The sequence below is a fragment of the Neobacillus sp. SRL179 genome (assembly GCF_984799095.1).
The window spans coordinates 1,975,826-1,989,071 of the sequence record NZ_OZ481792.1; the positions used below are offsets into that span (position 1 = coordinate 1,975,826).

Here is a 13,246-nt window from a genome sequence, read left to right on the forward strand (position 1 = left end):
AGAATTAAGATAAAATGTAAAAGAGTTTTAATCTAAAAATTATGTGCGAGGTAGTAAATGAAACGTCTGTTACGCTCACTTGTTAGAATTCTATTGGTTCTAGTTGGCTTCCTGTTTATTTTTAGTCTTCCTTTATTAGTGGGAATTGGAGAGAATTCAGTAGAATTCCATTATCAGTTCTTTTGGGAAAGTATTAAAGTAAAGTTCCAATCATTACTACAAATAAAGGACCCGATGTATTTGGGACTCTTCAAAGAGCTCGATATCTCAGGGAGTTATCAGTATACCATGACCATCCTACTTATTAGTTTGCTAGTAATCATGGTGATTGCTACGATGGCAGCTCTTATGATTTTGATTGCACCTGAAAAAGTGAAAAGTCGTCTAAAGAGCTGTGTCAATTTTTTTGAGGCGGTCCCGGATTTACTGGTTATTTTTCTATTTCAGTTCTTTGTGATTACCCTTTATAAGACCACGGGGCTAAAGTTTTTACAGCTCTATGGGGTGTTTGGTGCAAAGCCATATTTTGTTCCCATTGTAACCGTCTCCTTCCTGCCGCTTTTCTTGCTATTGCAATTTCTCATTCGGGTGATGACGGAAGAACAAAACCAAACCTACGTCCTCTATGCCAAGGCAAAAGGAATGGGCCGGATCCGAACACTGCTTGTTCATATTTTCCGAAATGTTTTTCCAGTAGTTGTTTTACAGTTACGAACGATTATCTGGGTGCTGTTATCTAATATTTATTTAGTAGAATATATGTTTAATATCAACGGATTTACTCAACAGTTTCGGAAAATTATTTATCAAGACGGAGAATTTGTATCGCTTGTGCTTTGTTTAGTGATGTTCTGCCTTCCGTTACTAGTAATAGAGGCAGCAGGATGGTTCATTTCTAAGCTTCTGAAGGGAAAAGAGGCAATTAGTTTATGAGAAAATATAAAAAAACAATCATTGGTTCTAGCTTGCTGCTACTCTTATTAATCATGAGCTGTTTATATCCTTATTACGCACCAATCGATTTCAACCATCAGGTACTCATTAAGGATGAAAGCGGGAAAATCATTGGCAGAGCGCCGTTTCCGCCTTCAGGAGAACATTGGTTAGGGACGACACGCAATGGAGAAGACATCCATCTAGTCTTACTATACGGTGCAAAATTTACGTTAATCTGTGCTTTTGCGGTAGCAGTCTTACGTGTATTTTTTGGTGGAATAGTAGGAATGGTCCTATCCCTTTGGACACCTTCATTAAAAAGCTATTTTAAGGACTTTTTCTTAACGATGCGGTATATCCCTTCGGTCTTAATTGGGATTATTTTAATGCTGCCGATTGTTGGAGCTCCCAATGATGTGGCTATATCATCGATCGTAACCTATCAAATTATTATTTTAGTTTTTATCGGATTTCCTTCGGTCACTTTATTTGCTTCAGATGTTACCGATGAATTATTAAGGACCTCTTTTGTTCAAAGTTCCTACTTAATGGGAGCCAGTAAATTACATATTGTGAAGAGACAGTTACTGCCCTACATGCGCTCCTACGGTTTATTATTTACCGTTCAACAGATATTAAGTACGTTGCAGATTACCATGCAGCTAAGCATTTTTCAAGTATTTCTTGGCGGACAGAACAGGGCAGGGGTATTTGGCTATACAGATGAACATGATCGTCCTAAACCGGCCTCGCTATCGAATGAATGGGCCGGGTTAATTGGCCAGAATTTTACTGAGTTCGTGCTTTCGCCATGGATTGTCTTCGCCCCTGTTTTTAGCTACTTCATCTTGATCGTGATCGTTAATATGATAAAAAAGGAACTAGAAGACAATATTTTAGGACTTTCTCCATTGAAGCTAAAGCGGAAAAAGAAAAAGGAACAATCACGATCTGTGAATGGGTCTACAACAGGTAAATTTGATTTTTTATCCTAAATCTTAAGGAGGTATAACTAGAATGATTTGAACTATACATATAAAAAGGAAATCAAGGGAGAGTTGCCCATGAATCGAAAAGATGTCATTCTTGAACAAATTTTATATTGTTATAACACAAACGGGTGGTTTGTTTCTTTTCAGCATGCCATTTCTGGTTTAACACCTGAACAAGCAGAGTGGAAACGCAGGGAGTCCGAAAATTCGATTTGGGAGATTGTGAATCATCTTGTGTTTTGGAATGAACGCTACTTAAATCGTTTTAAGGGGATACCAATTCCAGAGATGGAAGGGGACAATGATACAACGTTCTATAATACTGGCAAATTACAGTGGGGAGAGGTCATAGACAGGTTTAATTGTGTGATGAATGATTGGTATGAAACAGTTCGAGATTGTGAGGAGGAAAAATTAGATCAATCTGTATTTCCAGAACGGAATGATCCATGGTTAGCAAAACTTACTAATATTACTCTCCATAACGCCTATCATATAGGACAAATCGTCACCATACGTAAAATTCAAGGTTCTTGGGATAAGGAACAAGGAGTTAGCTAATAGATTTTTGTGGAAACCGGGCCTGGGCTCGGTTTTTTGTTTTAATTTTATAAAGAAAAAGAGGGATTCTACAATATTTAGAGTTATTCTACAAAAAATAAGAAGGATTCTACAAAACTAAGAGGGATTCTACAAAAAATAAGGGGGATTCTACAAAACTAAGAGTTATTCTACAAAATACAAGAACAATTCTACAAAACTAACTAAACCCCCATACCATTTCCGATTTTGCGGCGCTCCTCCGCCAATAAAAAAAGCAGGACCCATTGGATCCTGCCTTCGAACTATTAGTCACCATTAAACATATCAAAAATTCCTCGTGCAATGCTGCCTTCGTCTTTAGCTCCTCCACGGGAAGGTGCTGCCGCAAATACCCTGCTTGCCAGACGGCTGAATGGTAAGGATTGAATCCAGACAGATCCAGGGCCTCGTAAAGTTGCATAGAATAAACCTTCACCCCCGAACAAAGCGGTTTTTACTCCTTTGACGAATTCAATATCATATTGAACACTGCTCGTCATGGCGACTAAGCAGCCTGTATCCACTCGTAATGTTTGGCCAGGGAGCAAGTCTTTCTTCGTAATGGTACCACCAGCATGGACAAAACACATGCCATCACCTTCGAGTTTTTGCATAATAAATCCTTCGCCGCCAAAAAAGCCGACTCCGAGTTTGCGTTGAAACTCAACGCCTACTTGAACTCCTTTTGCAGCCGCCAGAAATGCATCCTTTTGACAAACGATTTTACCGCCATATTGCGATAAATCCATGGGAATGATTTTCCCAGGATAGGGTGAAGCAAAAGAGACATGTTTCTTTCCAGCTCCAGTATTGGTAAATGTCGTCATGAATAAGCTTTCACCCGTAATAACCCGTTTACCGGCGCTCAGCAATTTACCCATAATTCCACTGCCGCCGCCACTAGATCCATCACCAAAAATGGTTTCCATATGTATGTCATCATCCATCATCATAAAGCTGCCTGCTTCAGCAATGACAGTTTCCTGTGGATCAAGTTCCACCTCAACAAACTGCATATCATCGCCATAAATCTTATAATCGATTTCATGGTTATTCATTCCGATCCCTCCTACCTAGTAATGACTCAACTATATTATAAAAAAATTAGGTAAAAAGTGCTAATTTTAAGCGATAAAAAAACTTTTTCCATAAGAAAAAGACGCCTGACTAGTCAGGCGTCTTTGCGTATTGAGGCGAAAAACCACACTCCACATAGTGCGCTCCATAAAGGAATGTTTTTCGACTTACACAACTCAGCTCATCGCTTAGCTATTATAACACCACTCCAGGATAAAAAACAAGTGACATATTTAAGAAAAAAAACTTGATTAATATTTAGTATTATTCTATATTCAAATAATCAGATATTCAAAAATAAGAAGATGAGAAGGGTGTTTATGTTCATTGATAAAAGATTCCATCATTATTCCTTGAGGAATGTACAAAAGGATCTCCTGTCAGGATTGATTGTCGGGGTAATTGCTATTCCACTTGGGATGGCATTTGCGATTGCTTCAGGGGTGAAGCCGGAGTATGGAATCTATACAACCATTGTGGCCGGCATTCTCATTTCTTTATTGGGTGGTTCTAAATATCAAATTGGTGGACCTACTGGGGCTTTTATTCCCATTCTTTTTGGAATAGTGATGACTTATGGTTATGAAAATCTTCTTATTGCAGGATTTTTGGCAGGAATTATTTTGACACTGATGGGCATCTTTAAATTAGGTTCGCTTATTAAGTGGATTCCTAAACCTGTTACAATCGGTTTTACAGCAGGAATTGCCGTGACCATCTTTACGGGTCAATTAGCTAGTTTCCTAGGATTAGTGGGGATTAAAAAACACGAGGAATTTATTTTAAACATTAAGGAAATAGTCATCCATCTCGATTCCATTAATATGTATAGCTTACTCACTGCGGGGATTTGCCTCATTACAGTGCTCATCACCCCAAAAGTGATGCCAAAAGTTCCTGGGCCACTAATCGGCTTATTAATTTCTACTATTGTTGCCACCGTGTTTTTTCCAGAACATGTTGCCACCATTGGAACGGCGTATGGTGAAATCCCAAGTACCTTACCGCAGATCCATATACCAAATCTGAACGTGGATATCATTCTCAAACTATTGAAACCTGCCTTTATTATTGCAATGTTAGGTGGAATTGAATCCTTACTCTCAGCAGTGGTTGCAGATGGGATGACCAATAGCCGTCATAATAGTAATAAAGAATTAATCGGTCAAGGAATTGCTAACATGGTTACCCCGTTTTTTGGCGGGATTCCAGCTACAGGCGCATTAGCCCGTACCGCAACAAATATTAAAAATGGTGCTGTTTCGCCACTATCAGGAATCATTCACGGTGTCGTTGTATTGTTAGTCCTTTTATTTTTTGCACCAAAAGCTTCCTATATACCGTTAGCTAGTATGGCGCCGATCTTAATGGTTGTTGCCTGGAACATGAGTGAAAGAAAAGTCTTTGCCCATATCTTTAAGACTAGATCGACTGATTCCTTAGTTTTGGCCGTCACATTTTTATTAACGGTTTTTGTCAATTTGACAACGGCTGTTGAAGTCGGCTTAGTGATGTCTGCTATTTTGTTTGTTAAACGGATGAGTGATGTGACAAAGACGGCAAAGGCGTTGCCTAATCCAGCACATAAGCAGGGGAAAGTGGAAACGGGTATGGTCACCGATACACATGATTGCCCGCAAATTAGTATCTTTAATGTAGAAGGTCCATTATTTTTTGGTGCCGCACAAACATTCGAAAATACCATTATGAGCACAATCAACTATCGGCCAAAAATTCTATTATTACGGATGAGCAAGGTGCCTTTAATGGATACAACGGGCGAAGCCATTCTTGCCAGTATTGTGAATCACTTTTCGAAAAGTGGTATAGTAATGATATCAGGTTTAAATGAACAACCGGAAAATGTCCTTAAAAAGACAGGCTTATACGAGAAAATTGGGAAGGAACATTTTTATGAGCATACTGGAGATGCCATACAAGAGGGACTTCTACAAATTAACCAAAATAAATGCCTAGGTTGTAAGCATTTTGCATTTAGGGAGTGTAAGAAGTTATCTGCCTCTGAATCAGTGGAAGGCAGGGCCAAACTTACTGCTACCTTCTAGAAAAACAAGGAAGTGAACGAGTTGAATATAGAAATGCAGCAATTTAAGGCGGAATTTTTCAAAGCTTTAGCCCATCCCATGAGAATCCGCATTCTCGAACTGTTAGCAGAAGGGGAAAAAAGTGTAAATGAAATTCAAACCAATATTGGCAGTGAGGGGTCAGCTGTTTCACAGCAGTTAACGGTTTTGCGGGCAAAAAATATTGTGACAGGTACAAAAGAAGGAAATAAGGTCATCTATACTTTGAAGGATCCAATGATTATTGAGCTGCTTGCCGTTGCCCGGCAGATTTTTAATAATCATTTAGTGGATACGATTACGATTTTGGATAAGTTTAAAGAAGAGGAAGATGAGGTAACAACCATGCCGAAGAATTAATTTCTTCGGTTTTTTTCTATTCTAAAGGTATAAAAGTTACAATTGTTAATATTTGTAAATTATTGTTATTTTGTAATATTTATTCCCGTTTTCACTAGAAAAAAAGTTTAACATGAAAGTAGAAGTACATATAGAAAAATAGTGGAAGGTGAATAAGTATGTATGACTTAGTTTTGCTGCATCCTCCTACCGTTTATGATTTTCGAAAGGAGATGCTGTTTACTGGCCCCATTAGTGATGTTGTTCCTTCTTCGCCTGTTTTTGAAATGTACCCGATCGGTTTAACTAGTATCGGAGACTACCTAGAACGTTTTGGTTTAAAAGTAAAGATTATTAACATAGCCAATCGAATGTTGTTAAATCCTAATTTTGATGTGGAAAAGAAAATCAAACATATTAAGACTAAAGCATTCGGAATTGACCTTCATTGGCTGCCACATGCCCATGGAAGTGTGGAACTAGCCAAAATCATCAAAAAATATCACCCAGATACACCGGTCATGTTTGGCGGCCTGTCCAGCACTTATTTTCACAAGGAACTGATTGAATATCCTTGCATAGATTTTGTCGTACGTGGTGATACAACTGAAAAACTGATTCTCATGCTGTTGAATAAATTGGAGAAGAAGGAGACAGAGAGTTTTTCAGATATTCCCAATCTTACCTGGAAAAAGGGAATGGAGTATCATTATAACGAGATGACCTATGTGCCAGACAATTTAGATGAATTTAATTTACCTGGATATCGGTATATTATCCGTTCAGTATTCAAGTATTTTAATCTTCTCGATCCCTTACCTTACAAAGGGTGGCTCCAATATCCCAATACAGCTATTTTAACTTCCAAGGGCTGTACGTATAATTGTTTAATTTGCGGCGGTTCGAAAGATGCTTACGAGCTAAACTGTAATCGAAAAAAACTGGTGATGCGTTCACCTCAAAAAATGCTGGAGGATATTGCTTTAATTCAACGATTTACCCGTGCACCGATATTTCTTTTAAATGATATTCGGCAGGGTGGCAAGGACTATGTAGATGAATTTCTTAGTGGTTTAGAAAAAATGGACTTAAAAAACGAGATTGTTTTTGAATTATTCAATTTTGCAGATGAGGAATTTTTTAAGCGACTTGATAAGGCTATGCCAAAATATAGTATTGAATTGACATTAGAGTCTGCAGATGAAGAGATCCGTAAATACAATGGCAAGCTTCCATGTACGAATCAGAAAGTAATCGAAATGCTTCAATTTGCCTTGAAACACAACTGTGCTAAGATTGATTTATTTTTCATGACAGGTATCCCTAATCAAGATTATGACAGTGCTATGCGCAATGTTGATTTTTGTGAAAAGATTCACAAAAACTGTGGCGAAGATTTACGAATTTCCTATTTTGTTGCACCACTTTCACCATTTCTTGACCCGGGGAGCCCTGCCTTTGAGCATCCGGAAAAATATGGTTATAAGAAATTCTGCACTAAGCTAGAAGATTTCCGCAATGCGATGAAACAACCTTCGTGGAAGAATATGCTAAGCTATGAAACCAATAAAATGACAAGGGAAGACATTGTTAGGGCTACCTATGATTCCGCATTAAGATTAAATGAATTTAAGTTTAGAAATCAAATCATTACACAAGATGTCCATGATGAAGTGGCCGTCAAAATAAAAAAATCAGTAGAATTCCTTAAGAGATTAGATGAGTTGCTCCTTCTTCCAGAGGCCGAGCAAAAAACAGAAATGGCCAAAATCAAGGAAGAAGTCGATCAAATTAATCGGCACAGCATCTGCGGGAAAAATGAATTAAAGTGGGAGGTAAAAAAGTTATTTGCTGACTTCCCCTCCTTAACTTATATCGGTTTGGAGTTAATGGTGAAGGATATCATTAAAAGTGTAAAAGTTCGATTCGGAAAAATTGATCGAAATGTTGTAGTGGCAGCAAAGTCAGAAGGACAATAATCTTATCTAAAAGAGTCCGTATGAGGGCGCTTTCATATTAATCTATTTGTTTGAATAATTATTTTCCTTCAAAATTCGACAATGTCTTCCCTAGATCTGTAACCTGGACATTATTAGGAATTGTTTCAGGGGTGAAAAGGTGGTTAGAATGTTGAAAAATGTAGGTTTGTGTCGTCTGTTCCTTTCTTGACAGGAATCTGTGAAAATGTTAAATTTTAGTCAGCCGTTGCACGAGATTAGATTTATGTTACAAGCTTGTTCAATGTTTTAATCGATGTTTGGATGAGAAAACAAAGTAAAGCTATCACGTTGTAATTTGGTGAATTTTACACAGGGCTTTTGCAAGCCATTAGGAGGATTTTTTTACATGAAAAACGGTAAAGTAAAATGGTTTAATTCAGAAAAAGGTTTTGGATTCATCGAAGCAGAAGACGGTAACGACGTATTCGTTCACTATTCTGCCATCCAAACAGAAGGTTTTAAAACATTAGAAGAAGGTCAAGAAGTTTCTTTCGAAGTTGTTGAAGGAGCTCGTGGACCACAAGCTGCTAACGTAACTAAATTATAATTTAAAAAAACAAATTATCACAGCCCGGACTATTGTCTAGGGCTGTTTTTATTTTTTATAAGTTTAGGTGGTAAAAAACTCAATAATGATTTCCAGCTTCATGGCTATTGGTATTTTGCTATAATAGTATTATCGTACGAGCATAGATAAAAAATTGGGGTGATCTAAATGAAATTTATTCATACCGCTGATTGGCATTTAGGAAAATTAGTTCACGGTGTATATATGACCGAGAATCAACGGGAAGCACTTGAACAATTTGTGGCAATTGTGGCAGAAGAAAAGCCAGATGCAGTCGTCATTGCCGGCGATCTCTATGACCGTTCCGTCCCTCCGACCGATGCTGTTGAGTTATTGGATGAAATTCTATTTAAAATAAATGTGGAACTGAAAACACCGGTTGTGGCGATCTCAGGTAACCATGACAGTGCAGAACGTCTCTCCTTTGGCAGTTCATGGTATAAACATAGCCAATTCTATTTAACAGGGAAATTGACAAACAGCTTTAAGCCCGTCCAAATCAATGGTGTTAATTTTTACCTTGTACCCTACGCTGAGCCAGGGCTTGTTCGTCAAATTCTTGGAGATGATTCGATTCACTCCCATCAAGAAGCCATGAAGGCACTGATTGGCAAAATGGAAGATACACTAAATCCCAATGAACCCAATGTTTTAGTAGGTCACGCCTTTGTCCTGGGTGGAAAAACCTCAGATTCAGAACGCATTTTATCTGTCGGCGGCTCAGGTTGTGTCGGCGCTGAGTTGTTTGAACCATTTTCCTATACCGCTCTTGGACACTTGCACAGTCCCGATGCGATTACCCATAACAAAGTGAAGTATTCAGGCTCACTGTTAAAATATTCTTTTTCTGAAGCAAAACAAAATAAGTCTATTTCGATTATTGAAATGGATGATAAGGGGAATTTTACCCAACGGTATCGCTCCCTTACTCCTACACATGACATGCGGGAGCTAGAAGGCCATCTAGAGGAATTACTAGATCCGCACTTTTATGAAAAAGAACGGACGCATGATTATTTAAAAATTACCTTATTGGATGAAGGGGCTTTGATTGATCCTATTAATAAGCTCCGTCAAGTTTATCCAAACGTTCTTCATCTGGAACGGAAGATTGACTTAACCGATTTGAAGAAAAAACAGTCCATTCAGGCACTTAGAAGTGAGAAGAAGTCAGAACTTGAATTATTTGAGCAATTTTACTCAGAAATGACCACACTTGAGTTTACACCAGAGAAAAAAGAAATCATGGCTGATGTGATTGAAAAAGTGTTACGTGGGGAGGCACTGAAATGAAACCGTTAAAACTAACTATGCAAGCATTTGGACCTTATGCTGGCAGAGAAGAGATTGATTTTAACCAGTTAGGCAACCGAACCATGTTTGTCATTTCAGGAAAAACAGGCTCTGGTAAGACCACCATTTTCGATGCGATTAGTTATGCCATATATGGAAAAGCAAGTGGAGAGGACCGAAATGGGCCCGAACTCCGTAGTCAATTTGCTGGTGAAGAGCTATTAACGGAAGTATCCCTAGATTTTTCCCTCCGGAATAAAGTGTACTCCATTACCCGGTCACCGCAACAGTTAAAAAAGAAAGACAAGGGTGATGGCTTCACACAAATAGGGGCAAAAGCAGAATTATATTTGTGGTCTGATGACGGCGAGAAAAAATTGCTTGCAACGAAAATTAGTGATGTGGAAGAAAAAATAAAAGAAATTATGTTAATTGATGCGAACCAGTTCCGGCAAATTTTAATGATTCCGCAAGGAGAATTTCGGAAGCTGTTGACATCTGATAGTAAGGATAAAGAACTCATTCTGCAGCGGTTGTTTCATACAGAAATGTATAAAATGGTAGAAGAGAAATTGAAGCTTGAAGCAGCTGAATTGAAAAAATCAGTGGAAGACCAGGTCCAAGCCCGTAATGAATCGATTCGGCGCATTCAAACGATCACAAATGATGAACTCCGTGCCTACCTTGATGCGGATAGCGTGAATGACACTTTAATTATGCCACTTTTGCAGGCTGAGATTTCGGGAATGGGTGAAAGAATTGCCCGCTTAAACAACAGCCTAAAAGAAAAGATTCAAGAACAAGACAAATTAAAAGGGAAATTGTTTGAAGCGGAAACGATTTTAAAACAGTTACAAACGAAAGAGGAGTTAAAGAACCAAAAAGCCCGCCTCATTGCTCAAGAAGAAGTGTTTGCCGCAAAAGAAATGGAAATGCAAATGGCGCAAAAAGCTGCCCTCTTGGCCAAACAGGAGGAGCTTTGTCATCGTTTAAAGCGAGATGAGGACCAATTAAAAGATAGTGTGAACACTATAAGGATGGAAATAGACAGACTGGATGGACTTTGCCAACAGTATGAACGGCAACTGCAAATCGAGCTTGACCGTGAAAGTGACCGGAAAACAGCATTAGATGAAGTGAATCGATTAGTGAATATGAAAGAGGATGTTTATTCCTTTGCCGCTTTGCAAAAGGAAACAAAAACAAAGGAAACGGAATTAAAAGCGGCAAAAGAAAAACTTATCAGTAACGAAAATAAGCTTAAACAAGTCGAAGAGCGAATTTTATCTTTACAACAGCAAAGAGAAGAAATTGAAAAAGGGAAGCTGTCTTACTTAGAAAATGAAAGTAAGCTAGAAAAACTAAAGCTCGAGCTGGAACGATTTGAAAAATATGAAACTTTACGAGAACGTCATCAAAAGGCGGAGCAAAATCTTAAGACAATCACCGGCCGTTATGAAAATATTGTGGCAAGATATACAGATGCTAGAATTCAAGTCGAAGAAATGGAGAAGAAATGGATGCAAGGCCAAGCCGCTATTTTAGCGTCTAATCTTCAGAACGGACAAGCTTGTCCGGTCTGTGGATCTGAACATCATCCATCCCCAGCCATTTTACAAGATCATCATATTCCATCAGAAGAAGCCCTAAAGGCTGCTAAAGACCAAATGGTTACATGTGAAAAAGAAAAGTCGATGGTGGAAGCGAACTTTTATCAATGTCAATCGGTAGAAAAATCACAGCAGGAAGCTGTCAGTGAAATCCTTTTAGAAATCCGTACCCACCGAGCTGATTTTATGGAGGAGGATTTACAATATGTGAAAGCTGAGACCATTACAGCTAAAAATCAACTGGTTCAACTACAAAGAACATTAGCTGAACAGATTAATCAACTTGAAAAGCTTAAATTAGAAATCAACAAGGGTGAAGTTGAGAAAGCAGCTGTACAACATGCTATTCAACAGGTAACCATGATGGTGAATGATGTGACTGTTCAATTTACTGAAAAGAAAACGAATCTTAGTAGAATGTTAACTGTGATTCCTGAGAACCTTCGTTCAGAATCGGAATATGAAAAAACACTAGCAGCTTCCCGAAACCATCATGAACAGCTAGTGAAGCAATTGGAAGGGGCACAACAGCGTTTTCAGGCCGTTAAAGAAAAGCTGTCTAATGAAACAGCTCGCTTAAAAGATGCTGAAGGGCATTATGTAAGTAAACACCAGGAGCTAGTCACAGAGCGAGAAATCTTTTTAAAAAAATTAGCCGAACAGGGTTTTGAAAAATATGGACTGTATGCATCGGCTAAACGAACGGAAGGAGAAATTCGCAGTCTGGAATCGGATATCCGCAGCTATCGAGAGGAATTTCGTTCTGTTTCAGACCGTTTGAAAGAATTAACGGAACTGTTGGCAAATGTAAAAACTCCTGATGTCGAAGGACTTAAGCTTGAGCTTGAAAAACTATCGAATGAAATAGAGGAACTTACAAACCAACGAACCGATTTATTTGTTAAAAAACGGGATAATGAAGAGATTTATAGCCGGGTTCAAAGCTTGAATGAGCAAATGAAAGTATTAGAAGAACGATATAAGCTAATCGGGCATTTATCCGACATTGCCAAAGGACAGAATAATTTCAGGGTGACGTTCGAACGGTATGTGCTTGCAGCGTTCTTGGATGATATTCTACGAGAAGCGAATGTCCGTCTTAGAAAAATGACTTCAGGTCGGTTCCAATTGCTGCGGAAAACAGATCGTTCAAAAGGCAATGCTCAAAGTGGTTTAGAATTACTGGTGTTTGACCAATATACGGGGCAGGAACGGCATGTTAAAACACTTTCAGGCGGTGAAAGTTTTAAGGCATCCTTGTCACTAGCATTGGGACTTGCTGACGTGGTGCAAAATTATGCAGGCGGTGTCTCATTGGAAACGATGTTTATTGATGAAGGCTTTGGAACACTTGATCCTGAATCACTAGATCAAGCGATTGAGGCATTAATGGACATACAAAGCAGCGGGCGTCTGGTGGGAATTATCTCACACGTACCGGAACTGAAAGAGCGGATTGATGTGAGACTTGAGGTCATTGCAGGACAAGCCGGTAGTAGAACCGAGTTTATGTTTATGAATTAATCAGCAAAACAGTGTGATTTCTTTTTTAAGAAAATCACACTGTTTTTTTTGATTAGTTTAAGAAGGTGACTCAAAAGTAACAATTGTGCCCGTGTCCCCCAAGAAAAGATGATATAGGTAACAAATAAAAGTAATTATGCCCGTGCGTCTCAAAAAAGAGGGCCAGCGGTCATAAATAAAAGTTATTATGCCTGTGCGTCTCAAAAAAGAGGGACAGCGGTCACAAATAAAAATAATTATG

General features: G+C 38.5%; 10 protein-coding genes. 9 read left to right on the forward strand and 1 reads right to left on the reverse strand.

The window, feature by feature from the left end:
• The first annotated feature begins 57 nt into the window (after positions 1–57).
• The 3 genes from AC4E8C_RS09750 (at position 58) to AC4E8C_RS09760 (ending at position 2,489) form a co-directional block, all read left to right on the forward strand.
• The gene (locus AC4E8C_RS09750; RefSeq protein WP_490211909.1) at positions 58–933 is read left to right on the forward strand and encodes an ABC transporter permease; all 876 of its coding nucleotides are present in this window, start codon (positions 58–60) and stop codon (positions 931–933) included.
• Positions 930–1,931 (forward strand): hypothetical protein, encoded by a 1,002-nt coding sequence (locus AC4E8C_RS09755; RefSeq protein WP_490211910.1) that lies wholly within the window; start codon positions 930–932, stop codon positions 1,929–1,931. The genes AC4E8C_RS09750 and AC4E8C_RS09755 overlap by 4 nt, the downstream gene beginning before the upstream one ends.
• Before the next feature lie 69 nt (positions 1,932–2,000).
• Positions 2,001–2,489 carry a DinB family protein gene (locus AC4E8C_RS09760; protein ID WP_490211911.1) on the forward strand — a complete coding sequence of 163 codons (489 nt, stop codon included), beginning with the start codon at positions 2,001–2,003 and terminating at the stop codon, positions 2,487–2,489.
• A 287-nt stretch (positions 2,490–2,776) separates the two neighbouring features.
• Here AC4E8C_RS09760 and AC4E8C_RS09765 read toward each other — a convergent pair whose 3' ends face one another.
• Positions 2,777–3,568, reverse strand: coding sequence for a TIGR00266 family protein (locus tag AC4E8C_RS09765; protein ID WP_490211912.1), 792 nt, complete (start codon positions 3,566–3,568; stop codon positions 2,777–2,779).
• Positions 3,569–3,907: 339 nt separating this feature from the next.
• Between AC4E8C_RS09765 and AC4E8C_RS09770 the strand changes: the two genes are divergently transcribed.
• The 6 genes from AC4E8C_RS09770 to AC4E8C_RS09795 all read left to right on the forward strand — a co-directional run bounded on the left by AC4E8C_RS09770 (position 3,908) and on the right by AC4E8C_RS09795 (position 13,005).
• On the forward strand, positions 3,908–5,653 hold the full coding sequence (locus AC4E8C_RS09770) for a SulP family inorganic anion transporter (protein WP_490211913.1): 1,746 nt from the start codon (positions 3,908–3,910) through the stop codon (positions 5,651–5,653).
• Positions 5,654–5,674: 21 nt separating this feature from the next.
• Positions 5,675–6,031 carry an ArsR/SmtB family transcription factor gene (locus AC4E8C_RS09775; RefSeq protein ID WP_490211914.1) on the forward strand — a complete coding sequence of 119 codons (357 nt, stop codon included), beginning with the start codon at positions 5,675–5,677 and terminating at the stop codon, positions 6,029–6,031.
• A 158-nt stretch (positions 6,032–6,189) separates the two neighbouring features.
• Positions 6,190–7,989, forward strand: a complete 1,800-nt coding sequence (locus tag AC4E8C_RS09780; protein ID WP_490211915.1) for a TIGR04190 family B12-binding domain/radical SAM domain protein — start codon at positions 6,190–6,192, stop codon at positions 7,987–7,989.
• Positions 7,990–8,356: 367 nt separating this feature from the next.
• The gene (locus AC4E8C_RS09785; protein WP_308178358.1) at positions 8,357–8,557 is read left to right on the forward strand and encodes a cold-shock protein; all 201 of its coding nucleotides are present in this window, start codon (positions 8,357–8,359) and stop codon (positions 8,555–8,557) included.
• A 168-nt stretch (positions 8,558–8,725) separates the two neighbouring features.
• Complete coding sequence (locus tag AC4E8C_RS09790; protein ID WP_490211916.1) at positions 8,726–9,871, forward strand: exonuclease SbcCD subunit D; 1,146 nt, start codon at positions 8,726–8,728, stop codon at positions 9,869–9,871.
• Positions 9,868–13,005, forward strand: a complete 3,138-nt coding sequence (locus tag AC4E8C_RS09795) for an AAA family ATPase (protein ID WP_490211917.1) — start codon at positions 9,868–9,870, stop codon at positions 13,003–13,005. The genes AC4E8C_RS09790 and AC4E8C_RS09795 overlap by 4 nt, the downstream gene beginning before the upstream one ends.
• The last annotated feature ends 241 nt before the right edge of the window (positions 13,006–13,246 follow it).

Coding starts and splice junctions, on each gene's coding strand:
- AC4E8C_RS09785 (WP_308178358.1), top strand. CDS start 8,357: ATGAAAAACGGTAAAGTAAAATGGTTTAATTCAGAAAAAGGTTTTGGA.
- AC4E8C_RS09790 (WP_490211916.1), top strand. CDS start 8,726: ATGAAATTTATTCATACCGCTGATTGGCATTTAGGAAAATTAGTTCAC.
- AC4E8C_RS09780 (WP_490211915.1), top strand. CDS start 6,190: ATGTATGACTTAGTTTTGCTGCATCCTCCTACCGTTTATGATTTTCGA.
- AC4E8C_RS09750 (WP_490211909.1), top strand. CDS start 58: ATGAAACGTCTGTTACGCTCACTTGTTAGAATTCTATTGGTTCTAGTT.
- AC4E8C_RS09770 (WP_490211913.1), top strand. CDS start 3,908: ATGTTCATTGATAAAAGATTCCATCATTATTCCTTGAGGAATGTACAA.
- AC4E8C_RS09755 (WP_490211910.1), top strand. CDS start 930: ATGAGAAAATATAAAAAAACAATCATTGGTTCTAGCTTGCTGCTACTC.
- AC4E8C_RS09765 (WP_490211912.1), bottom strand. CDS start 3,568: ATGAATAACCATGAAATCGATTATAAGATTTATGGCGATGATATGCAG.
- AC4E8C_RS09760 (WP_490211911.1), top strand. CDS start 2,001: ATGAATCGAAAAGATGTCATTCTTGAACAAATTTTATATTGTTATAAC.
- AC4E8C_RS09795 (WP_490211917.1), top strand. CDS start 9,868: ATGAAACCGTTAAAACTAACTATGCAAGCATTTGGACCTTATGCTGGC.